A 24,891-nucleotide genomic window follows, 5' to 3' on the forward strand; every position below is an offset into this window, starting at 1 on the left:
GCTGGCGCGCCGGGCCCGCAGCACGGTCGACGGTCACCTGGCCACCTGCGCCGACTGCCGGGCCGCGCTCGACGAGCTGGCGGACCTGCCGGCGGCCGGATAGACACCCTTGGCGGCGGTGCGGTCACGGGCCGCACCGGCGCTGCCCGCCGTGGATCACCGTCTGGTCAACCTTTTGCGCGCGCCGAACGGGGGGTGCGCACAGACGGTAGTCTCGGCCCGTGTCCGCAACCGTCGCCGACGACGAGTCGTCATCTTCGGCCGCCCCCGTCGGGGCGGTGGCGCGGCTGCGCGAGCGGTTCGGTCACCTGGTCAAGGAGTTCGGCAAGTTCGGCGTGGTGGGCGGCATCGCCTTCCTCGTCGACCTGCTGATATTCAACCTGCTGATCAGCGGCGCGGGCACTCCGCCGCTGGTCGCGAAGACGATCTCCACGGTGATCGCCGCGACGCTGGCCTTCGTCGGCAACCGCTTCTGGACCTGGCGGCATCGCGAGCGCAACGGCCTGCACCGCGAATACCTCCTCTATTTCTTCTTCAACGCGGTCGGTCTCGGCATAGGCCTCGCTTGCCTGGGTATCAGCCATTACATACTCGGCAACTTCTGGCCGGCCTTCGAGACGACCCTGGCCGACAACATTTCCGGCCAACTGGTCGGCACGGCTGTCGGCACACTTTTTCGTTTCTGGTCCTACCGGCGGTTCGTTTTCATCGATGCGGCGGCAGCACCACGAACACCGTCCGCTCCAGCGGCGGTAACCAAGGGTGACTGAGGACGTGAGTTCTCCCCCAGCACCCGCCGTTGGCACAAACTGAACCGCCCGTCTCCTTTAAGGTGGCCAAATGCGCGTGGACCGAATGCTGCCCGAGCGGTGGAACAAACTCATCCGTGAGGCGCTGAAGTTCGGGATCGTCGGCGGCGTCAACCTCGTGATCAACTTCGCGGTCTTCAACGCGCTGGCCCTCACGGTGTTCCACGGCGGACAGCTCAAGGCCAACGTCTTCGCCACGGTCTTCGCGACGTTCACGTCGTACCTGATGAACCGGCACTGGACCTACCGCGACCGCCCGAAGTCGGCGATGCGGCGCGAGACGACGCTCTTCGTGCTCTTCAACGCCGCCGGCCTGGTGATCGAGCTGGGCGTGCTGGGCATCGCCAAATACGGTCTGGGCACCGAGAGCCTGCTGGTGCTCAACGTCTTCAAGTTCCTGGGCATCGGCATCGCCACGGTCTTCCGCTTCTACACCTACCGCACCTGGGTCTTCCGCGCCGCGCCCAAACCCGAGGTCACCAAGACCCCGGCGCCCGCACCCGGCGTGGCCCACGTCCGCCAGTTCGGCCACCACCCGATCGACGGCGACGTGATCGCGACCTTCGACCCGGTCGCCGAGTTGGCCGAGGTCGTCGGCGAGTTCGAGTCCGCCGGCACCGTCCGCCGCCGGCGTTGAGAGTCCGCCGGATCAGCGGCGACGAGCGGCTGACCACGTCCTTCCCGCTCCAGTCGTACGCGTTCGACAAGTCGCCGACCGAGCAGGCGGTGTCCCGGCACTACCGCGAGTTCCTCCCGTACCACTCCGGCAACCACACCCTGGTCGCCGAGGAGAACGGCGAGACCCTCGCAGCGGTCTCCGGCATTCCCATGCAGCAGAACCTGCGCGGCACCGTGCTGCCGATGGTCGGCGTCGCCGGCGTCGCGACCCACCCCCTGGCCCGCCGCCGGGGCCTGGTCCGCCTGCTGCTCAACCAGCTCCTCGAGGAGCTGCGCGACGACGGCCACCCGATCTCCGTGCTCTACCCGTTCCGGCCGTCGTTCTACGCGCGCTTCGGCTACGTGACCCTGCCGCAGCACCGCTCCGCCACGTTCGCCCCGGACGGGCTCGCCGACCTCCTCCGCGCCAACCTGCCGGGCGAGCTGCGCTGGCGGCGGATCGCGGAGGGCTACGCCGACCACCGCGCGCTGACCCGGCGGCTGCTCGGCGAGCGGCACGGCTTCGCGACGTTCCCCGACTTCCGGGCGGTGTCGCTGCGCGACGACCGCAAGTGGGTCGTCACCGCGCACGTCGACGGCGAGGTGGCGGGCGCGCTGAGCTACCGGATCGACGACCACCTCGGTGAGCTGTCCGGGGACACGCTGCTGCACACCGGCCCGGCCGGCCGGGCCCTGCTGCTCAGCTTCCTCGCCCGGCACGCCGACCAGGTCGACCGGGTCAAGCTCGGGCTCCTGCCCGGCGACACCCCCGAGCTGTGGGCCGACGACTTCCGGGTCGAGACGAAGGCCGACGTGCGCAGCCTCGGCTCGAACGCGCCGATGGGCCGGGTGCTCTCGCTCGACGGCATCGACGGGATCGCCGCCGGACCGGTGGCGATGACGATCGAGGTCGTCGACGACGCGCTGCTGGCGGGCCGCTACCACCTGGACGGCACCGGCGGCACGCTGGAGGTCGACCGCGCCGACGCGCCGGCCGGCGCGTCGCTGACCGCGGCCGGGCTGTCGGCGCTGGTCTACGGCGTGCTCGACCCGGTCGAGGTGGCCCTGCGCGGCCTCGGCACGATCCCGGTCGAGGCGGCCGAGGCGCTCCGGGACCTGTTCCCGGTGCAGCCGCCCTACGTCAACGCGGAGTTCTAGGCCGGCTCGCCGTTGGTTTGCGCCTCACGGTGCTCACGCATGATCTCGCGCATCTCACCCTCGTCGAGCGAGTCGCGGTCGTGGTCGGCCTCGACCAGCTCGTAGAGCAGCGTCTGCACCTTCTCCACCTGCGGGATGTCGTGCAGGACCTGCTGCCCCCGCTCGCCCGCCGACTCGATGACCAGCGTGCCGGTGCCGAGCAGGCGCTCCACGAAGTGCTGGTTCATCGAGTGGTCGTTGACCCGGCTAAGCGGGATGTCGCGCCGGTCGCGGTTGAAGATGCCGACCTGCAGCAGGATCCGCTGGTCGGTGAAGACGTAGTGGGTGGTCTGCCGCACCAGGATCGGGCGCAGCAGCAGCCAGACGAGCACGACCAGGGCGGCGACGCCGATGATCAGCCGGCCGATGCCACTCGGCACGAAGACCAGCGCGACCACGGCCGCGGCGACCACCACGACACCGAGCAGGATGGGGCGCGCGAGCGTCTTCCAGTGCGGGTGCACGTGCAGCACCACCCGCTCGTCACTGGTCAACACGTCCTCTGGGAAAGCCACGGGGTGAACCTACTGCCTCGCCCCGCCGGCGCGTACCCCCGGATGTTGTCGGTTCTCAGCGCAGGTGGACCACGTCACCCGCGGCAACGGTCCGGTCGCCTTCGGGGGTACGCACGACCAGCCGGCCGCTGTCGTCGACGCCCGTCGCGGTGCCGGTGAACTCGGCGTTGCCGGGCAGCACGACCCGCACGTCCCGGCCGATCGTGCCGCACCGGCTCAGGTAGGCGCCGCGCAGCCCGCTGGCCGCCGCGTCGCCGCCGGCCGCGCGCCAACGGTCGTACCACGTCGAGATGCCGCGCAGGGTGGCCCGCACCAGCGGGTCGCGGTCGGTCACCTCGGCGCCGGCCAGCCGCAGCGACGTCGCCGGCAGGCCGGTCGGGCTGGCGGGCAGCTCGTCGGCGCGGAGCGTGACGTTGAGCCCGATGCCGATCACCACCGCCGGGCCGCCGGCGCCGTCCGGGACGCCCTCGGCCAGGATGCCGGCGCACTTGGCGCCGTCGAGCAGCAGGTCGTTGGGCCACTTGAGCTCGGGGACCAGGCCGTCCGGCAGCTCGGCCAGGCGGATCACCGCCTCCGCGAGGGCGACGCCGGCGAGCAGGGGCAGCCAGGCGTACGCGCTGGTCGGCAACGGCGGCCAGCCCCGCTCGGTGTCACCGGCACCGGGGCGGAGCAGCACGCTGACGGCGATTCCGGCGCGGGCCGGGGAGATCCACGTGCGGCCGAGCCGGCCCCGGCCGGCGGTCTGCCGCTCGGCGATCTCGACGAGCCCTTCCGGCGCACCGGACCGGGCGGCCTCGGCGACGTCGGCGTTGGTGGAGGCGGTCTCGGACCGCAGATCGATCTTGTTCCACAGCTCGCCGGGACCGGTCAGCGCGCGCTCGAGAGCACGGGCGTTGAGCGGCGGTCGGTCGAGATCGGTGTACGGCGAGCCGGGCACCCGGCAAGCCTACGTCCGGCCGTTACCCGGCCCGGCGGGCGCCGCCGTAGACCCGGCCGGGCGGCGGTGCGGCGGCGGTGCGCGCGGGCTGGCGATCGGGCACGGTGACGACCCGGAGCCGGGCCCGGGCTCCGCCGCCGCGGCTGGCCGGCTGGCCCTGGTCGGGCCGGGCGTGCCGGCCCGACGGCGGAGCCTGCACCGTTGGCGGGGCTGGCGCCGTCGGCCGGGCGTGCACCGGCGGCGGAGCCGGCACCGTGGGTTGGGCCCGCGGCGCCTCCCGGGACCGGGACGACGCCGGCGGGTGTTGCGCCCGTTCCCGGGCGGGCGCGCGGCGGCCGGCGGACGCGACGGCCCGGCCGCGCGGGTGGCGGGCCGGCCCCGGCCGGCCGCCCGCCACCGGCATGCGCCCGGGTGCACCCGGGCTTCCGGCCGCGTCGCCCTCGGTGAGCGGCCACAACAGCCGGTTCATCGTGAGGAGGACGCCTGTGCCTCCGATCAGGAACAGCAGCCCGACGACCATCATCACGAGAGGTGTAACGAATCGGGCAATACTGGCGAAACGCTATGGCTGTGTCGAGACGTACCGCACACGGCCGGGTTACTGAACCGTAGTTACGATCGGGCCGTGACAGATCAACGCGGCGCCGACGTCGACATCCACACCACCGCCGGGCGGCTCGCCGACCTCGCGGCGCGGAGCGACGAAGCGACCCACGCGGGCTCGGCGCGCGCGGTCGAGAAGCAGCACGCGCGCGGCAAGAAGACCGCCCGCGAGCGGATCGAGATGCTCCTCGACGAGGGCAGCTTCGTCGAGTTGGACGAGCTGGCCCGGCACCGCTCCGTCGCGTTCGGACTCGAGCGGACGCGGCCGTACGGCGACGGCGTCATCACCGGCTACGGCACCGTGGACGGTCGCCAGGTCTGCGTGTTCGCACAGGACTTCACGGTCTTCGGCGGCTCGCTCGGCGAGGTCTTCGGCGAGAAGATCGTCAAGGTCATGGACCTCGCGATGAAGACCGGCTGCCCCGTGATCGGCATCAACGACTCCGGCGGCGCGCGGATCCAGGAGGGCGTGGTCTCCCTCGGCCTCTACGGCGAGATCTTCTTCCGCAACGTCCGCGCCTCGGGCGTCGTACCGCAGATCTCGCTGGTCATGGGTCCGTGCGCGGGTGGCGCCGTCTACTCGCCGGCCGTCACCGACTTCACCGTCATGGTCGACCAGACCTCGCACATGTTCATCACCGGCCCCGACGTGATCAAGACGGTCACCGGCGAGGACGTCGGCATGGAGGAGCTGGGCGGCGCCCGCACGCACAACACCCGCAGCGGCAACGCCCACTACCTGGCCTCCGACGAGGACGACGCGATCGACTACGTCAAGGCGCTGCTGTCCTACCTGCCCTCCAACAACCTCGACGAGCCGCCGGTCTTCGCGGCGCCGGCCACGCTGGAGATCACCGACACCGATCGCGAGCTGGACACGCTCGTGCCGGACTCGGCCAACCAGCCGTACGACATCCACACGGTCATCGAGCACGTGCTCGACGAGGGCGAGTTCCTCGAGGTGATGCCGCTCTACGCGCAGAACATCGTGGTCGGCTACGGCCGGGTCGAGGGCCGGCCGGTCGGCGTGGTGGCCAACCAGCCGATGCAGTTCGCCGGCACGCTCGACATCGCGGCGTCCGAGAAGGCGGCCCGGTTCGTGCGCACCTGCGACGCGTTCAACATCCCGGTGCTGACCTTCGTGGACGTGCCCGGTTTCCTGCCCGGCACCGGCCAGGAGTGGGACGGCATCATCCGCCGCGGCGCCAAGCTCATCTACGCGTACGCCGAGGCCACGGTCCCGAAGGTCACCGTGATCACCCGCAAGGCGTACGGCGGCGCGTACGACGTGATGGGCTCGAAGCATCTCGGCGCCGACCTCAACTTCGCCTGGCCGACCGCCCAGATCGCGGTGATGGGTGCGCAGGGCGCGGTCAACATCCTCTACCGCGGCGAGCTGGCGGAGGCCGACGACCCGGTCGCCCTGCGCGCCGCGAAGATCGAGGAGTACGAGGACACGCTCGCGAACCCGTACATCGCGGCCGAGCGCGGCTATGTCGACGCGGTGATCCCGCCGCACGAGACGCGGGTGCAGATCGTCCGCGCTCTGCGGGCCCTGCGCACCAAGCGGGAGACGTTGCCGCCCAAGAAGCACGGCAACATCCCCCTCTAGGTCGTCAGTGCGCGCCGTAGCGGGCGAGCGGCTCGACCAGTGAACGCTCCTCATAGGACAGGTGCGAGAGCAGCGTGTCGGTGAGCAGGTCGACCTCGTCCCGCAGGCCCTTGAGGTCACCCTGGCCGGCGACCAGCGCGACCAGCGCCCGGTCGACGGCCTCGATCACCTCGTGGATGACCTTGTGCTCCTCCTCGAGGCGCAGCGTCACCGGCGCGAGCCGGGCGTCGGCGTGGCGCAGGTTCGGCAGCATCGAGGCGTCCTCGATGGTGTGGTGGGTGGTGACCAGCCGGCAGTACGACTCACAGTAGGTGCCGAGCGTCCAGTTGTTCTGCCGCAGCGTCATCTCGTTGATCGCCGAGCGCGCCTCGCCGATGCCGAGCATCCCGGCCTCGACCTGGTCGACCAGGTCACGCACCTGGGCCAGCTCCTGGCGGAGGTGGTCGTGGATGTCGATGAGCTGCTGGCCACGGGCCCGCTCGTGCCGGGTGTACTTCCGCTCGGCGTCGATCCGCGGCGCCACCGGGCGCTCGCTCTCGTCCCAGAGCGCACGGGCGGAGAGCCGCTTGCCGTCGTCGGGGGTCGGGGTCAGCCCGAGTCCGGGGATCTCGCCGGTGATGGTGACCGTCTCGCGCTCGGGCTTCGTCTCCGCCGGGGCGGGGGGCGTGCTCGGGCGGGTGCGTTCGGCCGCCACGAGGTCGCGCACCGCCGGGGCCACCTCGGCGCCGAAGCGCTGGATCGACGTCGCGTCGTCGCCGGCCAGGATGAACGTGCTCAGGCCGTGCGTCAGGGCCAGCTCGGCGAGCTGCTCGGGCCACTCGTCGGCGGTGCCGCTGACGCCACCACCCGGGCTGAAGTTGACGAGCCGGCGAATGTCCGCTGGCGACCGGCCGGCCTTCACCGCCGCGTCGTCGATCAGCTTGTTCATCTCCGGGAGCTGGTCGGGCTGGACGTAGCCGAGCGTCGGCAGCCAGCCGTCGGCGAGCCGGCCGATCAGGCGGAGCATCCGCGGCTTGTAGGCGCCGACCCAGATGCTGATGTCGTGCGCCGGCTCAGGGCCGACCTTCGCACCGCGCACCTGGTAGTGCTTGCCGTCGACGCGTACCGAAGGACCGGTCCGGCCCCAGATGCCGCGGATCACCGCGATGCCTTCCTCGAGCGCCTCGACCGACTCGGCCGGGGTGCGGGTCGGCCCGCCGTTGGCGGCGATCGCGTCCCAGAACGCGCCGGCGCCGAGGCCCAGCTCCACCCGGCCACCGCTGAGCAGGTCGAGGCTGGCGGCGGAGCGGGCCAGCACGGCCGGCGGCCGCAGCGGCAGGTTGGCCACGTTCGGCGAGACGCGGATCCGCTCCGTCCGGCCGACGATCATCGAGAGCAGGGTCCAGGTGTCGAGGAACGCCGCCTGGTACGGGTGGTCCTGCGCGGTCACGAGATCGAGCCCGGCCTGCTCGGAGAGCCGGGCGAGCGCGACGACCCGCTCCGGCGCGTCGGCACGCGGGGTGATGAAGGTGCCGAACTGGAGCTCGTGCCCGTAGTCGGTCACTGGGGGTACTCCTCGCTTGGGCGACACGGTTGACGCGTCAACCATAACGCAACTGGATGATGCGTCAACCAATGGCTATCGTCACAGGATGGGCACCCTTCCGCTGTCCCCGCGCGAGGCGCGGGCCTGGGATGGCTACCGCCGGATGCAGGGGCTGCTCGCCAGCCAGCTCAACCGGCAGCTGATGGCCGACACCGGGCTTTCCGACGCCGACTACGCGATCCTGTCCGCGCTGCTCGCCGCGCCCGGGCACCGGCTGCGCGGGCTGGCGCTGCGCTGTGAGGTCCAGTGGGAGAAGAGCCGGCTGTCCCACCACCTCGGCCGGATGCAGACCCGCGGCCTGGTGGTCCGGGAGGAGTGCGTCGAAGACTCGCGCGGCGCGGTGTTCCAGCTCACCGATGCGGGGCGCGAGGCGGTCGAGGCGGCCACCGACGACCGGGTCGCCGCGGTCCGGACGTACCTCGTCGACCTGCTGACGCCGGCCCAGCTCGACGCGCTCGCCTCGATCAGCGACGCGGTGCTGGCCCGGCTGGCCAAGGACGACGCCCACCTCCGCGCGGTGGCCGAGCTGGCCCGGGGCGCCTGAGGGTCAGCAGGGCGGGGTCGCCGTCGTGCACAGCCACGAGGCGGCCCGGGCGGCGAGCTTGCGGGTCCTGGCCGGGTTCTCGCCGTCGACCTGCTCGACCGTCGCGACCAGATCACCGACCCGCAGCACCACGACCGCGGACGCGCCCAGGTCCGCGCGCCGCGCACCGGTCGAGGCGACCATCGTGTGCTTGAACAGCAGGGACTCGTCGCCGGCGAAACCGCGGTCGACCAGCTGCCAGGCGTGCGTGGTCTGCACCGGCAGCTGCTTGACCACCTGGCCGCTGCGCCCGGCTTCGGCCGCCGACAGCGTCCCCTCCGAGACGTACTTCGGGCACACCTTGGCGACGGTGACGGCGTCGCTCATCATCTGCTCGGCCGCGCCGGCGGGCAGCCGCATGACGGTCTGGTAGAGCACCGGCATCCCGGTCTCCGGCTGCCCAGGGATCTTCGGCGGGTACTCCACCGTCTGCTGCCGCCGGAACTGGTAGACGCCCTCGTAGGTGCGCACGCTGAGGTAGTTCCGGCACGGCGCGAGCGTGAACATCCAGTCGCCGACCGGGCGGTCCTGGTCGACCGAGACCCGGGACGCGACCAGACCCTGGCCCACGTCCTCGGGTGTCAGCAACGCCTCCGGCGGTATCCAGGCCGGGTCGCCCGGGCCGATGGTGGTCGGCACGGGTTCCGGCACGGACTCCGGTGCGGCGGCGAACCCGGTCTGCAGCGGCGGCGCCTGCAACGGGCGCGTGGCGACCACCCAGATCCCCGAGAACAGCACGAGTACGGACAACGAGGCGGCCAGGACGCTGCGGCGGGTGCGGCGGCGGGCGGTGCGGCGGATCTCGTCGCCCGCCGGCCACTTCACCTGCGCGAGGTCGGCCGCGATCCGGGCGGCGAGGTCGGCGTCGTCAGGCATCCGCCACCTCACCCAGCTCGACCGCCAGCAGGCCGGCCAGCGCGACCCGGCCACGGGCCAGCCGCGCCTTGACCGTGCCCTCGGGCGCGCCGGTCGCCCGGGCCACCTCCGCGACCGGCATGCCCATCAGGTAGTAGAGGGCGATCGCGGTGCGTTGCTCCTCCGGCAGCCGGCGCAGTGCGGCGACCACCTCGACGGTGTCGGTGTTCGGCGGCGGCACGGACTCGACCGCACCGTGCCGCAGGTAGGCCCGGGCCCGGCTGCGCAGGCTGCGCCAGCGGCTCACCGCGATCCGCGCGGCCACCACCCGCATCCACGCCTCGGGGTCGTCGTAGTCACGCACCGTCGCCCAGCGCTGCCAGGCCCGGATGTAGGCCTCCTGGACGGCGTCCTGCGCCTCCGACAGGTCGCCGGTCAGCACGTAGACGAAACCGAGCAGCCGCTGCCGGCTGGCCCGGTAGAACTCGTCGAAGTCCGCGCCCTCCACGAAAGCCAAGACGCTTGGGCTCCGGCTTCGGTTGCTTCCTACGTCGTGATTCCCGCCGCTGTCAGGACCGGGTCACCGAGCAGATACGCACCGATGACCAGGGCGACGAGGGCGACCGCGCCGAACAGGGTGACCCAGAGCAGCGCCGGCACGTGGGTGACCCGGGCGAGCTGGTCAGCGTCCGAGTCCGGCAGGCGGCCCCGGCTGCGCAGCGTCTGCAGCTCGCCGACCGGGCGGACGCCGCCGATCAGCAGGAACCAGACCGCGAGGTACGCGAAGATCGCCTGGACCTGCGGCGAGCCGAACCAGGAGACGGCGAACACCACCGCGCCGGTGAGCACGACCGAGAAGACGCCGTACGGGTTCCGGATCAGCGTCAGCATCGCCAGCAGCAACGCGACCGTGAGCCAGAGCAGCAGCGTGATGTGGTTGCCGCCGAGCAGCACCGCACCGCCGAGACCCAGCAACGACGGTGCGACGTACCCGCTGAACAGGGTCATCGCCATGCCCGGACCCGTCGGCCGCCCCGCGGAGAGCGTCAGCCCGGACGTGTCGGAGTGCAACCGGACGCCGCGCAGCCGGCGGCCGGTGAGCAACGCCGCGAGGGCATGGCCGCCCTCGTGGGCGATCGTGATGGCGTTGCGCGAAACCCGCCACGGCCCGCGCACGGCGACGACCGCGAGCGCCAGCAGGGCGGTCACCACGACCAGCCAGGAAGGTGGGTCGGGTTGCGCGCCGAACAGGCGATCCCAGATGTCCGTGACCTCGTCGAGCCGCATGGCCCGCGACAGTACTATGCGTCGCGCTTGATGGGCATGGCCGTGGTCGCCTGGCGGCGCATTCTCGACGCGCAAGCGGCGAGCCCGCCGCCGGTGGCGAGGCAGAGGAGGGTGATCAGCACGGTCAGGCCCGCGTTGACCACGACGAGCATGAGGTCGCCCATGACGACCAGCGCCCAGAGCAGGTAGCTCGGCACAGTTCCGTGCCGCCGGTGGTAGTTCATCTCGTCACCTCCTTCCGTGCCGCGGGTGTCAATACCCAACGGAAGGGTTTTCAGTCACGCCGGGCCGGAACGAACCCCTCGATGATGACGTCGAGCATGTCGCGGCTGGCCCGCCACTGGCTGTCGGGCGTGCTCCAGTAGATGGAGTACGCCTGGTCGCTGGCCGTGACGAAGCCGCGGTTGAGCACGTGCAGCCGGGTGCCGCTGTTGGAGGTGTAGGTGAACTCCCAGTCGGCGGCCTTCTTCCAGTACCGGACGGCCGCGATCCTGATCCGCCGGTAGTCCTGGTAGCCGTCCTTGCGTGCTTCCTCGTTGTTGCGCCAGTCCTGGACCGGGTCGGACCTGGGGGTCCGGGTCTGGTCGATGAGCAGGAAGCGGTTGCCGTTGGGCTCGGTCCACCGGGCGCGGCCGCCGTCGTCGCGGCTGAACGTCCAGCCCTCCGGCACCGGCACCTTGAAGCCGCTGCCGTCGTCGCGCAGCCGCCAGCCCGCGGGGAGCGCGAACGCCGGCGGGCCGCTGGCCGCGGACGGCTTGGTGCCCGGCTGGTCGGTCTGCGGATTGCCGGTCTGCGGGTTGTCCGTCTGCGTCTGGCCGCCGGTCGTGCCGGCGGGCGCCCCCGGCTTGGTGGCCCCGGCGGGCGGGTTGGCGCGCTGGTCGGTCGGCTTGTCGTCGTCGCGGAGGAGCAGGAGGACGACGGCCATCATGAGTACGACGGCGGCCAGCGCGGCGGCCAGGACGGCCAGGGAGCGGGTGCGCTGGTCGGTGCGGCGCTGGTCGGGTTGCGGGGGTGGGACCGACGCGCGGCCGGCCGGGGAGGTCGGGCGCGGGGTGAGGCCGGCCGGTGAGATCGGTCGGGCGGCGGGCGAGGTGGGGTGCGCGGCTGGGGACGTCGGGCGGGCCGCCGGGGAGGTCGGGCCGGCTGGGGAGCCGGGGACGATGACGGGGCGGGTCCGGTCTTCCGGTGGTGCGGCCTCTTCCTCGTCCGTGGGTGCGGCCGCCGCCGCCATGGGGCTCGCCGGTGAGAGCGGCCAGACGCCGGCGCCGGGCGGGTCGTGGGGTGCCCGCGGTTGCGGCGCGCGACCCTGTGGCGCCGGGCTCTGCGGCGCTGGGGCTGGGCTTTGTGGTGCTGGGCTTTGTGGTGCTGGGCTTTGTGGTGCTGGGCTTTGTGGTGTGGGGGCGGCCGGTGACGCGGGTGCGGCCGGCAGCGGTGGGAAGCCGTGGCGGTCGCGCAGCGCGGTGGGGCGGCGTACCCCGTCGAGCAGCGGGCGACGCGGGACGGTCTTGCGGCCGGACGCGCGCCGCAACAAGCGGTCGGCCTCTTCCGGGTCGATCCGGTCGGCCGGATCCTTGCGCAGCAGTCCATTGAGGACGGGCCGCAGCGGCCCGGCCCGACGCGCCGGCGCGGGCGGTTCGGTGGCGAGCGCGGCGAGGGTCGCGAGCGCGGAGGGACGCGCGAACGGCGACTGCCCCTCGACGGCGGCGTAGAGCGTGGCGCCGAGGGACCACATGTCGGTGCGGGGCCCGGAGGTGCCGTCCCGGGCACGCTCGGGGGCGATGTAGGCGGGCGAGCCGAGGACGAGCCCGGTGCGGGTGACGGTGGGGTCGCCGGGCATGGTGGCGAGCCCCCAGTCGGTGAGCACGACGCGGCCGTCCTCGGCGAGCAGGACGTTGGCGGGCTTGATGTCGCGGTGGACGACGCCGGCCCGGTGCGCGGCCCGCAGGGCGGCGAGCATGCCGAGGCCGATCTCCGCGACGCGTACGGGCGGCAGCGGCCCGTCGTTGGCGATCACGTCCTGCAGCGAGCGGGAGGGCACGTACTCCATGACGATCCACGGATCGCCGTCGGTGCGGAGGACGTCGAAGATGCGTACCACGTTGATGTGGTTGAGTCGGGCGATCGCCCGCGCCTCACGGAGCGACCGCTCCCGCATCTCCCGACGCTCGTCGTCGGTCAGTCCCGGGGGCGGGACAAGCTCCTTGATCGCGACCTCACGGTGCAGGACCTCGTCGAGAGCGCGCCAGACCCGGCCCATGCCACCTTGCCCGAGCGGCTCGACGAGTCGATACCGGTCGGCGACGAGCGGCGGCTGAGTCATCGACATCACCCAAAACCGTACCTGTGGCAGCTGATCGCCACACGGGCGGCAGTTGCTCATGTGACCTAAACCGACCGTACGCTGGTGGGATGTCGCAGGAACCCCTGTTTCGTGTCACCCGCGGAGCGCCCACCCCTGAGGAGTTGGCGGCCCTGGTGGGTGCCCTGTCGCTGCGCACCCGGTCCGCTTCGGCGGTTCCGGTTTCGTCGCTTTGGGCCCGATCCGCCCGCCCCGGGCCGTTGCCTGCGGGCCCCGGCGCCTGGCGCGCGTCGGCACTGCCGCGCTGAGTCGCACATTCAGGGCTGCGCGCGGTGGTTGGGTAGGTCTAGCCTCACGGTCAGCAACTGCTCGGTGACCGCGAGGAGGGACGATGGCGCAGTCCAACGAGGACCTTCCCCCGGCCTGGCTGCGCGACTACGCAACGATCGAGGCGGACATCCAACGCCTGGAAGAGCTCGCCACCAAACTGGATGCCGAGGTCCGCGACAACTTCGCCCCACACGTCGCGCCGATCTTCGACGACATCATGGCGGAGCTGCCACCCGCTTATACGGATTTTCCGGAGTTGGTCGGTTTCCTCCAGAGCCACGCGGCAACGGCGCAGGACACGGCGTACACGGTGTACTACTACCAGGACGTCACCGGCGGCTTCGCCGTAGCGGCCGGCGAGGTAAGCCGCAACTACCGTGAAACGGACGCCTTCGCCGCGGCCAAGGTCGAGGACGTCAAGGCGGCGCTGAACAAAACGGCAGCGGGATCCCCCGATGCATGACTCCCCAGGCGACGCGCTGCCGATCACGGCCACGGACTGGTCCCGCCACGACGCCCCGTCGATGTGGCGCATGCTCGCTCCACAGGAAACAGAGTCCCACTGGCGCCACGCGACGGGTTTGCGGAAGCTTTCTGAACTGACCGCGACCCACCTGGCCCGCCTACAGATCTACCGCGACCAACTGGCGGAGGCGTGGCCGCCGGAGAAAAGCGGTGCGGCAAGGACGTTCCTCGCGAGGTTGGACTACCTGATCACCCACGTCCGCACGACGCACGAGATAGCGGCGACCAACTACAGCGCGCTCACAACAGCAACGACCACCCTGGAATCGGCGCGGAAACAGGTCTCGACAATCCACACCGAGTACGCGGAAAAACTGGAGGCCAGAAACCTACGAGGCGCTGGTCGAATCAACGAAGGCGTCGCAGCTTCCGGGAACTTCGCTAGGCCCAACCCCTGTCACCGACGCGGACATAGAACGACTGAACCTAAGAGCGCGCGTAGTCATGTCAGATCTCAGTCAAATCTTGGTCGTGGCACAACGTCGACTTCGTAGCCCGGAACCATATGCTCCCCGCGGTCCGATCGAGCAAACTCGGACCGGGGCCGACTCCGGACCAGTTCTGCCACCGATCACGGTGGTTACTCCGCAGTCAAGCGGTCCAACGCGGCCGCCCCGCCGGCAAACGGCGGCACAGCGGTCCGCTTCAGTCCCCGCACCAGCAAGGCACGCAGCCGTATCGGGGAGCGGGCTTACGCCGTCGTCAACCCCGAGCCGTCAAGGTCAAACAGCACAGAATGCGCATCCGCGTCCTGGCCGTCTCCTCCCTGGACAGATCGCGCGAACGCCCATCTCTAAGGCCGGCACGACGCCGCAGCCGCAAGTGATGCCGGGCGGAATCATCGGCGGAGCTCCGGCGAGGTCACAGCCAGCGTTGCCCTCTCCGCAGCGAGCCTTGCCAGCAGGCGGCGTGATCGACGCGCCGGCCCCAACGAAGCAGACACCCGCGGCCGGCTATCCCATGTCGAACAGTTCGATTCCGCCGCGGACCGACGATACGCCGAGGCGGAGATCCATCCAGGACCATCCATGGGAGACGGCGGTGGGCGTGCCGCCGGTTGTTCTTCCCCCGAATGCCAGCAACGACTTCGATCCCGGCCCCGCGATCGGCCTCAGCGAGTGAAAGCTGGAGCGCTGCTCGTTCTAGCCGTGATTTTCTTGCCACACACAGTAGTTGATCATGGGCAGCGTTTGGTTGACGTTCGCCGCAGTCAGTGGCACCTGAGCTTCTTGAAGGTGGAACAAGCACATCGGATCGCACAAGGCGAAGGCGTCACAGTGGCGATCATCGACACTGGCGTGGAAGAGCATCCCGACCTTGCGGGAAACCTCCTGCCGGGAACGGTGGTGGACACGAGCGCGACCGGCGACGGGCACAAGGATTCAGTGGGCCACGGCACGGCGATGGCCGGACTAGTCGCCGCTCACGGCCACGGCCAAGATGAGGGAGCGCTGGGTCTCGCGCCGCGCTCGAAGATCTTGCCGATCGTTGATAACGCGACCGGCAGACAGGGCGACGGCCGTTACACGGCCGCAGGAGTCAGATGGGCTATAGAGCACAGGGCAGATGTCATCAACATCTCCTCACATGGCGGGCACACGCCCGAATTAGAGGAGGCCGTTGAAGCTGCGATAGACGCCGATATCGTCGTCGTGTCTGGAGTCGGGAATCGTCCTACACAGCGGGTAGTCGGGTTTCCTGCCTTCTATCCAGGCGTCCTTGCGGTCGGCGCAACGGATCGAACCGGAGACGCAGCGGACCTTTCGGTCCGCGGCGACCGAGTCATGATCACCGCTCCTGGTGTTGACATCATGACCACGCGTCCGAACGCCCGATACGAAGCCGGCAGTGGGACCTCGGATTCCACGGCGATCGTATCTGGCGCGGTGGCCTTGGTCCGAAGCCGCTATCCGCAGCTTTCCGCGAGCGAGGTAATTCGCCGAATCACGAGTACCGCCACGGACAAAGGGCCGCCAGGTCGCGACGACCAGTATGGCTACGGGGTGCTCAACCTCGTCGCGGCGCTTACTGCTGACCTGCCGCCCAGCGCAACTCCCACTCCCGCAGCCGCGAGTAGCCCGCCCGAGCAATCGCCCGGCGGCTCGTGGTGGGTGGCGGTTGGGGGTTTGGTTGTGGTTGCGGTTGTTATCACGGCCTTCGCGATCCATGTACGTGCCCGTCGGCATCGCAGACCGCGCGGGCCGGTAGCGTAGCTCCCCGTGCGTACGGCTGGATCTACGACCTTGGTGTTGGCGTCCGCGAGTCCCGCCCGGCGGGCGTTGCTCAGTGCGGCCGGGATCGACGTGGAAGTGGTGGTCAGCGGGGTCGACGAGAGTGCGGTCAGTGAGCCCACTCCCCAAGAGCTCTGCTTCACCCTTGCCCGGATGAAGGCCACCGAGGTGGCGAGGCGGCTTGGGGTCGAGGGCATCAGTGTCAGTCCCGGTGGGCGGTTGCTCGTGCTCGGGTGCGACTCCGTTCTCGAGTTCGACGGGCAGGTTCTCGGCAAGCCCAGCGACGCCGACGACGCTGTGCAGCGTTGGCGGGCCATGCGCGGGCGGTCCGGTGTACTGCACACCGGGCACTATCTGATCGATCTCGCCGGGGTCACCGTCGGGGCCGTCGGGTCCACCACCGTGCACTTCGCCGAGCTCACCGATGAGGAGATCGCGGCCTACGTGGCTAGCGGCGAACCGTTGCACGTCGCCGGGGCGTTCACCATCGATGGGCTTGGTGGGCCCTTTGTCGAGCGGATCGAGGGCGATCACGGCACCGTCGTCGGGCTTTCCTTGCCGCTGCTACGCCACCTGCTCGACGATCTCGGTGTGCGGCTCACCGACCTTTGGAAGAGCTAGTACGCGGGCCAGCCACACCGTCAACAGCACCGCCGCCGCGATGAAGGCCGGCAGCACCAGGAACGCCAGGTGGGTGCCCGAGCGGTCCGCCAGCGCTCCGAGCAGGACCGGCGCTACGCCGAAGCCGAAGGCGACCGGGTACGACGTCAGGCCTGACGCCCGGTCCGCCTGGCCCGGAGCGGCGGCCAGGGCCAGCGAGATCACCAGCGGGTACTGGACCGCCATGCCCAGGCCCACCACGAACAGGCCGGTGACCGCCAGCCACGGGGCCGTACCCACCCAGAACACCGCGAAGCCCGCCAGCGTAAGTACCAGCGACAGCAACAGCAGGCGGATCGTCGGCACGTGCAGCGCGACCCGGCCCGCGACCACCCGACCGACGAACATGCCCGCCAGGACCGCGGCGAACGAGGCCGCGGCCGGGCCCGAGGCCATGCCGGCGTGCGTGCGCAGCACCTCGACCGCCCACAGCGAGAAGCACACTTCGATCGACGACACCGCGGCCAGCAGGACCAACGTGATCCAGTAAGGCCGTGGCAACGCGGCCCGGCCCGAACCAGGAGACGCGGACACGACGCGCGCCGGCACCGGCACCCGCCATCGGCCCGCCAGCAGCAGCACGGTCGCGATGAGCACCACCACCAGCGACAGCGCCGCCCGCCAACCCAGGCCCGCCGCCACGAAACCGCCGACCACCAGTGGTGCCACCACGCCCATGAAGGCGGCGGTCGCGTTCGCCTCCGACAGCGCCGCCGGCGCCGCGGGGCCGTGGTGGTCCGACAGCGCCGCGTTGACGCCGTTGACGATCAGCGAGCCGAAGACCGACACCAGCACCGCCGCACCGACCGTCACCGGGAGCGGGCGCGCCACCCAGAGGATCCCGACCACCAGGGCCACGCCCGCCAGGCCGGTCCAGATCGTGGGGCCGCGCCCGATGCGGCGGGACAGCGGCGAGAAGATGAAGCCCGCGATCACGATGCCGGCCGCGAGGCCCGTGCCGTGCAGGCTCGCCAGCGCCGCGCTGACACCCTGCTCGTCGCGGAGCAGCGGCACGACCGGGCCGAAGCCGTAGAGGAAGAAGCCCCAGACGCCCAGCTGCAGGTAGAGCAGCAGGGTGATCCGGTCGTGGACGAGGCGCGGCACGACCTCACGTTACGCGGAGAAACCGCTCTCACACGCGGCCGAAAATCCCGCGGGTGGCACAGCACACAACCGCACAGCACTCAACCCCACAGCACACAACCGCACGGCACACAGACCGAGGCGATGTGGTGCCCGCCCCCCAGCCGGGCACCACATCCTCACCCCCGGATCAGCGCACGCTGCGCGCGAACTCGCGCGCCGCCCACCAGACGGAGAGCACCGTCAGCACGGCCACGATGAGCAGCCCCTGCCAGACCTTGTCGTTGCCGACGTCGCCGGCGAACAGGGCCCGGGTGCCGTCGACCGCCCAGGAGAACGGGTTCCACTTGGCCACGTCCTCGAGCCAGCCCGGCGCGAACTGCAGGGGTAGCAGGATGCCGGACAGCAGCAGGACCGGCTGGGCCACGGTGTTCATCAGCGGGGCCAGCGCGTCCTCGCTCTTCACCGCCAGCGCCACCCCGTAGGAGACGGCCGAGGTCATCAGCGCGATCAGCGCCAGCATCAGGTAGGCCAGCAGCAGGTCGCCGATGAACACCCGCAGGTCGAAGAAGAGCGCCAGGATCGTGATGATGCCGGCCTGCACGATCAGCGACACCACGTCGCGCAGCGACCGGCCGAGCAGCAGCGCGAAGCGGCTCACGGGAGTCACCCGGGACCGCTCGATCACGCCGGCCCGCAGCTCGGCGATCAGCCCGAAGCCCTGGAACAGGCCGCCGAAGATGGCAAGCAGCACGAGCAGGCCCGGCACGAACACCCGGTAGGCCTCGGCGTCCGACGTCACGCCCAACGGCGAGAGCGCGGGCTTGAGGAGCGGCGCGAAGAGCAAGAGGTACATCACCGGCTGGAAGACGCCGACGAACACCCAGACGGGGTTGCGCAGCAGGAGCTGGATCTGCCGGGAGAAGATCAGCCAGCAGTCACGGAGGAACTTCATCAGACTCACTTCTCCCGCAACGAACGGCCGGTCTTGGTCAGGAAGACGTCGTCGAGGCTCGGCCGGTGCAGCTCGATCGACTTCAGGGTGACGCCGTTGCGCTCCAACTCGCGCAGCACCTGCGGCATCGCCGTGGCGCCGTCGTCGACGAAGAGCCGCAGCCCGTCGCCGGTGTCGAGCTTCTCCAGCCGGGCCACGAACGTCGCGGAGTCGAGCACCGAGGCCGCGTCGGCCGTCGCGCCGTTGAGCCCGACAGTGATCACGTCGTGCGAGATCGACCGCTTCAGCTCCGACGGCGTGCCCTCCGCGACCACCTCGCCGTTGTCCATGATCGCGATGCGGTCGCAGAGCGCGTCGGCTTCTTCGAGGTAGTGCGTGGTGATGAAGACCGTCATGCCCTCGGCGCGCAGCCGGCGGATCTCGTCCCACATGTGTGCCCGGCTCTGCGGGTCGAGCCCGGTGGTCGGCTCGTCGAGGAACACGACCCGCGGCTCGTGGATGATGCCCAGCGCGATGTCGACCCGCCGCCGCTGGCCACCGGAGTAGGTCTTGCACTTGCGGTCCGCGTATTCGGACAACTGGAACGCGTCCAGCGCCCGGGAAGCCCGCTCCAACGCGGCGGGCTTGCCGATGCCGTAGAGCCGCGCCTGGAGCACCAGCTCCTCACGCGCGGTCGAGTCGTCCCACGTGCTGCCGCCCTGTGCCACATAGCCGATGCGGCGGCGCACCTCGCCCGGGTCGCGCAGCAGGTCGGCGCCGGCGACCGTGGCCGCACCGCCGTCGGGGACGATCAGCGTCGCGAGCATGCGCAGCGTGGTGGTCTTGCCCGCGCCGTTGGGGCCGAGGAAGCCGAAGATCTCTCCCTCGTCGACGCGCAGGTCGACGCCGCGGACGGCCTCGACTGTCTTCTTCTCTCTGCCCTGGCGGGAGCGGAACGACTTCCGCAGCCCGCTGGTCTCGATGATCACGACACACCCCCGGGTCGACTATGGTCACCCGGGACTCTAACGCGATATAACTCGACTGGTCAACGTTGAATATTGCTTGTCCGATCGAGATATTCACGGAACTCGGGAGACTCGCGGAGGCTATCCGGGAGGTACGACACTCCCGAGTCGATCAGCTCGGCGATCCGCTCGCACCAGGCGATCTCCCCCTCCATGCGGGCGATGCTCAGCTCGAACATCCAGCCCACGTGGGCAGGCTTCAGCTCGCTGATCCACCGCGACTCGAGCGACGATCGCATGCCCTCCACGGAAGCCCGCAGCACGCTCGCCCGGTTGCGCAACGCCGCCGACGCCTCCGAGCGGGGCAACGCCGGCACGAACGAGAAGGCCGCGAAGAACGGATCGGTCGGCGGGGAGACGTTCCACCACAGATCACGCAACAACGTCTCGAACTCGGCCTCGCCCTTGTCCGTGATCTCGTACGACGTGCGCGCCGGACGCCCGCCGACCTGGTCGGTGCCGACCTCGCGCAGCATGCCCTCCTCGGTCAGCTTGCGCAGCCCGTGATAGATCGATCCAGGTTGTACGTTCGCCCACCGGTCGGCGCCCCAACTGAGCAGCTCACGCCGCACGTCGTAGCCGTGGACGGGCTGCGCCAGGCGCACCGCGCCGAGGATCATCATCCGGGTAGCCGACACGCCCCAAGCGTTGCACATCCCACAGCGACTCCCGGGTAAGTGGATCATCCCCGCCGATACACTCCCGAATATGCGTAAGGTTCTGATCGCCAACCGGGGTGAGATCGCGGTGCGGGTCATCCGCGCCTGCCGCGACGCCGGGCTCGGGAGTGTCGCCGTCTACGCCGACTCCGACCGGGACGCGCCCCACGCGGTGCTGGCCGACGAGGCGTACGCCCTGAACGGCGAGACCGCCGCCGACACGTACCTGCGCATCGAGAAGCTGATCGACGTCGCGGCCCGGTCGGGCGCTGACGCCGTACACCCTGGCTATGGCTTTCTGAGCGAGAACGCCGACTTCGCGGCCGCGGTCATCGACGCGGGCCTCACCTGGATAGGCCCGAGCCCCCAGGCGATCCGCGACCTCGGTGACAAGGTCACCGCCCGGCACATCGCCCAGCGCGCCGGCGCGCCGCTGGTCCCCGGCACCCCCGACCCGGTCAAGGGGCCGGACGAGGTCGTCGCGTTCGCCGAGCAGCACGGCCTCCCGGTCGCGATCAAGGCGGCGTTCGGCGGTGGCGGCCGCGGCCTCAAGGTCGCCCGCAGGATCGAGGAGATCCCGGCGCTGTTCGAGAGCGCCACCCGCGAGGCGGTCGCGGCGTTCGGGCGGGGCGAGTGCTTCGTCGAGCGCTACCTCGACCAGCCCCGGCACGTCGAGGCCCAGGTGATCGCCGACCGGCACGGCAACGTGGTCGTCGTCGGCACCCGCGACTGCTCCCTGCAGCGCCGCCACCAGAAACTGGTCGAGGAGGCGCCCGCGCCGTTCCTGACCGACGAGCAGCGCAAGCAGATCCACGAGAGCGCCAAGGCGATCTGCCGCGAGGCCGGCTACGAGGGCGCCGGCACCGTGGAATACCTGGTCGGCGCCGACGGCACGATCTCCTTCCTCGAGGTCAACACGCGGCTGCAGGTCGAGCACCCGGTGTCCGAGGAGACCTCCGGCATCGACCTGGTCCGCGAGCAGTTCCGGATCGCGGCGGGCGAGCCGCTGCGCCACACCGAGGACCCGACCCCCCGCGGCCACTCGTTCGAGTTCCGGATCAACGGCGAGGACCCGGGCCGCAACTTCCTGCCCGCGCCCGGCTCCGTCACGAAGCTGCGGCTGCCGGCCGGCCCGGGCGTCCGGGTCGACGCCGGCATCACCGAGGGTGACGTCATCGGCGGCAACTTCGACTCGCTGCTGGCCAAGGTCATCGTCACGGGCGAGACCCGGACCGAGGCGCTGGAGCGGTCCCGGCGCGCGCTCGACGAGATGGTCGTCGAGGGCATGGCCACCGCGCTGCCGTTCCACCGCCTGGTGGTGCGCGACCCCGCGTTCACCGACGAGCCGTTCCGCGTGCACACCCGGTGGATCGAGACGGAGTGGTCGGGCGGCGTCGAGCCCTTCGACCCGGCTGCCGCTGCCGCGGCGACGCCGCCGGAGGAACGCGAGACCGTCGTGGTCGAGGTGGGCGGCAAGCGGCTCGAGGTGCGTCTGCCCGCCGGTATTTCCCAGGGTACGGGCGCCAACTCGGGCGGATCTCCAAATGTGCGCCCAGGCAGGCGGGCGGGTGCCCGCAGCGGCCCCGGCGCCGCGGGCGGCGACACGCTGACCTCCCCGATGCAGGGCACGATCGTCAAGGTCGCGGTGACCGACGGTGACGAGGTGGCCGAGGGTGACCTGATCGTCGTGCTCGAGGCGATGAAGATGGAGCAGCCGATCAACGCGCACCGGGCCGGCACGGTCTCGGGGCTGGTGGCGGCGGTCGGCGCCACCGTGAGCGCCGGCGCCGCGATCTGCACGATCGCTTAGCGTTCACCGCCCACCCGTGGGAATGATGTGCGGGTGAGGTTTCTCGACGGCAACGCGCCCAGCCACGATCTGACGTACAGCGACGTCTTCATGACGCCCAAGCGGTCGGACCTGGTGTCCCGCCTCGACGTGGATCTGTCCACCGACGACGGCAGCGGCACCACCGTCCCGATCGTGGTGGCCAACATGACCGCCGTCGCCGGTCGCCGGATGGCCGAGACGGTGTCCCGGCGCGGCGCGATGGCGGTGATCCCGCAGGACATCCCGATCGAGGTGGTCGGCGAGGTGATCGCCTGGGTCAAGCAGCGGCATCTGGTGCACGACACCGCGATCACGCTCGGCCCGACCGACACCGTCGGTGACGCCATCCACCTGCTGCCGAAGCGGGCACACGGCGCGGTCGTCGTGGTCGACGCCGACCACCGCCCGGTCGGCGTGGTGACCGAGGCCGACTTGGTCGGCGTGGACCGGTTCGCGCAGCTGCGGCACGTCATGTCGACCGAGCTGCTGACCGTTCCCGCCGAGGCCGACCCGCGGCGCGGGTTCGACGCCCTCTCCGCCGGCCGGCGCCGCATCGCGCCCGTGGTCGACGTCGAGGGACGCCTGGTCGGCGTGCTGACCCGGGCGGCCGCGCTGCGCGCCACGCTCTACCGGCCCGCGCTGGACGCCAAGGGCCGGCTGCGGATCGCGGCCGCGATCGGGATCAACGGCGACGTGGCCGGCAAGGCGGCGGCGCTGCTGGAGGCCGGCGTCGACACGCTGGTCGTCGACACCGCGCACGGGCACCAGGAGCGGATGCTGGCCGCGCTGCGGTCGGTCCGCGCGCTCGATCCGGCCGTGCCGATCGTCGCGGGCAACGTGGTCACCGCGGCGGGCGTGCGGGACCTGGTCGACGCGGGCGCCGACATCATCAAGGTGGGCGTCGGGCCGGGCGCGATGTGCACGACCCGGATGATGACCGGGGTCGGCCGCCCGCAGTTCTCGGCGGTGCTGGACTGCGCGACCGCGGCCCGCGAGCTGGGCCGGCACGTCTGGGCGGACGGCGGCGTGCGGCACCCGCGGGACGTGGCGCTCGCGCTGGCCGCCGGTGCCTCCAACGTGATGATCGGGTCGTGGTTCGCCGGCACGTACGAGTCGCCGGGCGACCTCTACACCGACCCCGACGGGCGGCGTTACAAGGAGAGCTTCGGTATGGCGTCGGCCCGCGCGGTGAGCGCCCGCACGGCCGACGACAGCCCGTTCGACCGGGCCCGCAAGGCGGTGTTCGAGGAGGGCATCTCGTCGGCCCGGATGTACCTCGACCCGCAGCGGCCCGGGGTCGAGGACCTGATCGACGAGATCGTCGCGGGCGTACGCAGCGCGTTCACCTATGCCGGTGCGGCGTCGATCCCGGAGTTCCACGAGCGGGCGGTGGTGGGCATCCAGTCCACGGCCGGGTACGCCGAAGGCAAGCCGCTGTCGACGAGCTGGTGAGGGCCCGCTAGCCGGGGGCGAACAGGCCCCGGATCACCTGGCGCGCCGCCTCCTCGGCGTTGTCGCCCAGGTCGGCGGGCAGCGCACCGCTGAGCCAGAGCGTGGCGAAGCCGTGGACGATCGACCAGGCGGAGAGCCCGGCGATCCGGGCGTCGGCGCCGCGCAGCTCGGTGCGGTCGACGGTGGCGACGGCGTCGCTCAGCGCGGACGAGGACCGGTCCTGCGCGGCATGCAGTTCCGGGTCGGTGTTGTTGAGCAGCTCCGGCTGGAACATCACGGCGAAGTGAGCGCGGTGCGTAACGGCGAACCGCACGTAGGCGACGCCGGCGTCGAGCACCCCACCGCCGGCCGCGCGGGTGCGGTCGAGCTCGTCGGCGAGGTAGCCGAAGCCCTGCGCCGCGAGCGCCGTGAGCAGGCCGGCCTTGTCGCCGAAGTGGTGCGCGGGCGCGGCGTGCGACACGCCTGCGCGGCGGGCCAGGTCGCGCAGGCTCAACGCCGCGGGTCCGCTCTCGGTGATCGCCTCGGCCGCGGCCGCGAGCAGGGTCCGCCGGAGGTCGCCGTGGTGATAGGGCCGCGTGTCTGTCATGCGCCCACTCTAACTTGCCACTGACAAGTTCTGATGCTAACTTGACATCGACAAGATTGGAGTGTCGCCATGGCCCCTCTCGTTTTCCTCGTCATCGGTTTCGTCCTCGCCCGCGTGGCCGGCCTCGCCGGCGTCGACGCCCTCGACGGCTGGCTGCCCGCGCTGCGCGTCGGTCTCGCGCTCATGTTCCTGGTCACCGGCCTCGCGCACTTCGCACCGAAGATGCGCGCCGGCATGATCGCGATGGTGCCGCCGCGGCTCCCCCGCCCGGACCTGCTGGTCACGGCGACCGGCGTGCTCGAGCTGGTCGGCGCGGTCGGCCTGCTGATCCCGGGCACCGCCGCCCTGGCGGCCGCGGGCCTCGCGCTGCTGATGATCGCGATGTTCCCGGCCAACGTCTCGGCGGCCCGGCGCAAGCTCTCGCTCGGCGGCCGGCCGGTCGAGCCGATCGGCCCGCGCACGGTCCTCCAGGTCTTCTGGGTCGCCCTGGCCGCGACGGTCGCCCTCGCCGCATGATCATCCTTGCTCTGCTTACCCATACGCACCACCCTGGCCCGGGGGGTGGTGCGTATGGTTCGGCGTCGCGACGTAGGAGACGACGACCTCGAAGCCGGCCTTCTCGAGGCTGTCCTT

26 protein-coding genes and 1 pseudogene are annotated in these 24,891 nt (G+C 71.1%); 13 read left to right on the forward strand and 14 right to left on the reverse strand.

What is annotated here, in order from left to right:
• Window positions 1-221 precede the first annotated feature (221 nt).
• The 3 genes and pseudogenes from AB0H87_RS15090 to AB0H87_RS15100 all read left to right on the forward strand — a co-directional run bounded on the left by AB0H87_RS15090 (window position 222) and on the right by AB0H87_RS15100 (window position 2,624).
• Window positions 222-770: a GtrA family protein gene (locus AB0H87_RS15090; RefSeq protein WP_360144571.1), complete on the forward strand. Its 549-nt coding sequence runs from the start codon at window positions 222-224 to the stop codon at window positions 768-770.
• Between the two features lie 70 nt (window positions 771-840).
• A pseudogene (locus AB0H87_RS15095) lies at window positions 841-1,422 on the forward strand (GtrA family protein); the annotation flags it as partial.
• Between the two features lie 20 nt (window positions 1,423-1,442).
• Window positions 1,443-2,624, forward strand: coding sequence for a GNAT family N-acetyltransferase (locus tag AB0H87_RS15100; protein ID WP_360144574.1), 1,182 nt, complete (start codon window positions 1,443-1,445; stop codon window positions 2,622-2,624).
• Here the strand turns inward: AB0H87_RS15100 and AB0H87_RS15105 are convergent.
• From AB0H87_RS15105 to AB0H87_RS15115, 3 genes are read right to left on the reverse strand one after another with little or no spacing between them, the layout of a single operon-like run.
• The gene (locus AB0H87_RS15105) at window positions 2,621-3,178 is read right to left on the reverse strand and encodes a PH domain-containing protein (RefSeq protein ID WP_360144577.1); all 558 of its coding nucleotides are present in this window, start codon (window positions 3,176-3,178) and stop codon (window positions 2,621-2,623) included. The two genes, AB0H87_RS15100 and AB0H87_RS15105, sit on opposite strands and share 4 nt — an antisense overlap.
• A gap of 55 nt (window positions 3,179-3,233) precedes the next feature.
• On the reverse strand, window positions 3,234-4,115 hold the full coding sequence (locus AB0H87_RS15110) for a biotin--[acetyl-CoA-carboxylase] ligase (RefSeq protein ID WP_360144580.1): 882 nt from the start codon (window positions 4,113-4,115) through the stop codon (window positions 3,234-3,236).
• Window positions 4,116-4,137: 22 nt separating this feature from the next.
• Window positions 4,138-4,638 carry a hypothetical protein gene (locus AB0H87_RS15115; RefSeq protein ID WP_360144583.1) on the reverse strand — a complete coding sequence of 167 codons (501 nt, stop codon included), beginning with the start codon at window positions 4,636-4,638 and terminating at the stop codon, window positions 4,138-4,140.
• A gap of 102 nt (window positions 4,639-4,740) precedes the next feature.
• On the opposite strand from AB0H87_RS15115, the gene AB0H87_RS15120 reads away from it, so the two are divergent.
• Window positions 4,741-6,330, forward strand: a complete 1,590-nt coding sequence (locus tag AB0H87_RS15120) for an acyl-CoA carboxylase subunit beta (RefSeq protein WP_360144586.1) — start codon at window positions 4,741-4,743, stop codon at window positions 6,328-6,330.
• A 4-nt stretch (window positions 6,331-6,334) separates the two neighbouring features.
• On the opposite strand, the gene AB0H87_RS15125 is transcribed toward AB0H87_RS15120, so the two are convergent.
• A complete protein-coding gene (locus AB0H87_RS15125; protein ID WP_360144589.1) occupies window positions 6,335-7,873 on the reverse strand; it encodes an LLM class flavin-dependent oxidoreductase in 1,539 nt (512 codons plus the stop codon).
• 88 nt (window positions 7,874-7,961) lie between these two features.
• On the opposite strand from AB0H87_RS15125, the gene AB0H87_RS15130 reads away from it, so the two are divergent.
• Complete coding sequence (locus AB0H87_RS15130; protein WP_360144592.1) at window positions 7,962-8,459, forward strand: MarR family winged helix-turn-helix transcriptional regulator; 498 nt, start codon at window positions 7,962-7,964, stop codon at window positions 8,457-8,459.
• A 3-nt stretch (window positions 8,460-8,462) separates the two neighbouring features.
• Here the strand turns inward: AB0H87_RS15130 and AB0H87_RS15135 are convergent, their stop codons facing one another.
• Genes AB0H87_RS15135 through AB0H87_RS15155 form a run of 5 tightly spaced genes read right to left on the reverse strand, consistent with a single transcriptional unit; the run spans window position 8,463 to window position 12,960 of the window.
• A complete protein-coding gene (locus tag AB0H87_RS15135; protein WP_360144595.1) occupies window positions 8,463-9,374 on the reverse strand; it encodes a hypothetical protein in 912 nt (303 codons plus the stop codon).
• Window positions 9,367-9,861, reverse strand: a complete 495-nt coding sequence (locus AB0H87_RS15140; protein WP_360144643.1) for a SigE family RNA polymerase sigma factor — start codon at window positions 9,859-9,861, stop codon at window positions 9,367-9,369. The genes AB0H87_RS15135 and AB0H87_RS15140 overlap by 8 nt, the downstream gene beginning before the upstream one ends.
• Window positions 9,862-9,899: 38 nt before the next feature.
• A complete protein-coding gene (locus AB0H87_RS15145; RefSeq protein ID WP_360144598.1) occupies window positions 9,900-10,640 on the reverse strand; it encodes a M50 family metallopeptidase in 741 nt (246 codons plus the stop codon).
• Window positions 10,641-10,654: 14 nt separating this feature from the next.
• Entirely contained in the window at window positions 10,655-10,864 is a 210-nt protein-coding gene (locus tag AB0H87_RS15150; RefSeq protein ID WP_360144601.1) for a hypothetical protein, read from the reverse strand.
• Between the two features lie 50 nt (window positions 10,865-10,914).
• The gene (locus AB0H87_RS15155; RefSeq protein ID WP_360144604.1) at window positions 10,915-12,960 is read right to left on the reverse strand and encodes a protein kinase; all 2,046 of its coding nucleotides are present in this window, start codon (window positions 12,958-12,960) and stop codon (window positions 10,915-10,917) included.
• A gap of 89 nt (window positions 12,961-13,049) precedes the next feature.
• Between AB0H87_RS15155 and AB0H87_RS15160 the strand changes: the two genes are divergently transcribed.
• The 5 genes from AB0H87_RS15160 (at window position 13,050) to AB0H87_RS15180 (ending at window position 16,646) form a co-directional block, all read left to right on the forward strand.
• A complete protein-coding gene (locus AB0H87_RS15160) occupies window positions 13,050-13,247 on the forward strand; it encodes an acyl-CoA carboxylase subunit epsilon (RefSeq protein ID WP_360144607.1) in 198 nt (65 codons plus the stop codon).
• A gap of 83 nt (window positions 13,248-13,330) precedes the next feature.
• A complete protein-coding gene (locus tag AB0H87_RS15165; RefSeq protein ID WP_360144610.1) occupies window positions 13,331-13,732 on the forward strand; it encodes a hypothetical protein in 402 nt (133 codons plus the stop codon).
• A gap of 971 nt (window positions 13,733-14,703) precedes the next feature.
• A complete protein-coding gene (locus tag AB0H87_RS15170) occupies window positions 14,704-14,916 on the forward strand; it encodes a hypothetical protein (protein ID WP_360144613.1) in 213 nt (70 codons plus the stop codon).
• 26 nt (window positions 14,917-14,942) lie between these two features.
• Complete coding sequence (gene mycP / locus AB0H87_RS15175; protein WP_360144616.1) at window positions 14,943-16,007, forward strand: type VII secretion-associated serine protease mycosin; 1,065 nt, start codon at window positions 14,943-14,945, stop codon at window positions 16,005-16,007.
• A gap of 6 nt (window positions 16,008-16,013) precedes the next feature.
• A complete protein-coding gene (locus AB0H87_RS15180; protein ID WP_360144619.1) occupies window positions 16,014-16,646 on the forward strand; it encodes a nucleoside triphosphate pyrophosphatase in 633 nt (210 codons plus the stop codon).
• On the opposite strand, the gene AB0H87_RS15185 is transcribed toward AB0H87_RS15180, so the two are convergent.
• The 4 genes from AB0H87_RS15185 to AB0H87_RS15200 all read right to left on the reverse strand — a co-directional run bounded on the left by AB0H87_RS15185 (window position 16,590) and on the right by AB0H87_RS15200 (window position 20,350).
• Window positions 16,590-17,789, reverse strand: coding sequence for an MFS transporter (locus tag AB0H87_RS15185; protein WP_360144622.1), 1,200 nt, complete (start codon window positions 17,787-17,789; stop codon window positions 16,590-16,592). The two genes, AB0H87_RS15180 and AB0H87_RS15185, sit on opposite strands and share 57 nt — an antisense overlap.
• A gap of 169 nt (window positions 17,790-17,958) precedes the next feature.
• Window positions 17,959-18,723: an ABC transporter permease gene (locus tag AB0H87_RS15190; protein WP_360144625.1), complete on the reverse strand. Its 765-nt coding sequence runs from the start codon at window positions 18,721-18,723 to the stop codon at window positions 17,959-17,961.
• A 5-nt stretch (window positions 18,724-18,728) separates the two neighbouring features.
• Window positions 18,729-19,688 (reverse strand): ATP-binding cassette domain-containing protein, encoded by a 960-nt coding sequence (locus AB0H87_RS15195; RefSeq protein ID WP_360144646.1) that lies wholly within the window; start codon window positions 19,686-19,688, stop codon window positions 18,729-18,731.
• Window positions 19,689-19,750: 62 nt separating this feature from the next.
• Entirely contained in the window at window positions 19,751-20,350 is a 600-nt protein-coding gene (locus AB0H87_RS15200; RefSeq protein ID WP_360144628.1) for a PadR family transcriptional regulator, read from the reverse strand.
• 88 nt (window positions 20,351-20,438) lie between these two features.
• Here AB0H87_RS15200 and AB0H87_RS15205 point away from each other — a divergent pair, with 88 nt between their 5' ends.
• Together AB0H87_RS15205 and AB0H87_RS15210 are read left to right on the forward strand one after the other, a co-directional pair.
• The gene (locus AB0H87_RS15205; RefSeq protein ID WP_360144631.1) at window positions 20,439-22,199 is read left to right on the forward strand and encodes a biotin carboxylase N-terminal domain-containing protein; all 1,761 of its coding nucleotides are present in this window, start codon (window positions 20,439-20,441) and stop codon (window positions 22,197-22,199) included.
• A gap of 33 nt (window positions 22,200-22,232) precedes the next feature.
• Window positions 22,233-23,672 carry a GuaB1 family IMP dehydrogenase-related protein gene (locus AB0H87_RS15210; RefSeq protein ID WP_360144634.1) on the forward strand — a complete coding sequence of 480 codons (1,440 nt, stop codon included), beginning with the start codon at window positions 22,233-22,235 and terminating at the stop codon, window positions 23,670-23,672.
• Between the two features lie 7 nt (window positions 23,673-23,679).
• On the opposite strand, the gene AB0H87_RS15215 is transcribed toward AB0H87_RS15210, so the two are convergent.
• Window positions 23,680-24,258, reverse strand: coding sequence for a TetR/AcrR family transcriptional regulator (locus AB0H87_RS15215; protein WP_360144637.1), 579 nt, complete (start codon window positions 24,256-24,258; stop codon window positions 23,680-23,682).
• A gap of 69 nt (window positions 24,259-24,327) precedes the next feature.
• Here AB0H87_RS15215 and AB0H87_RS15220 point away from each other — a divergent pair, with 69 nt between their 5' ends.
• Entirely contained in the window at window positions 24,328-24,774 is a 447-nt protein-coding gene (locus tag AB0H87_RS15220) for a DoxX family protein (RefSeq protein WP_360144640.1), read from the forward strand.
• Window positions 24,775-24,891 lie beyond the last annotated feature (117 nt).

It is taken from the genome of Asanoa sp. NPDC050611 (genome assembly GCF_040654855.1).
Taxonomy (GTDB): Bacteria; Actinomycetota; Actinomycetes; order Mycobacteriales; family Micromonosporaceae; genus Asanoa.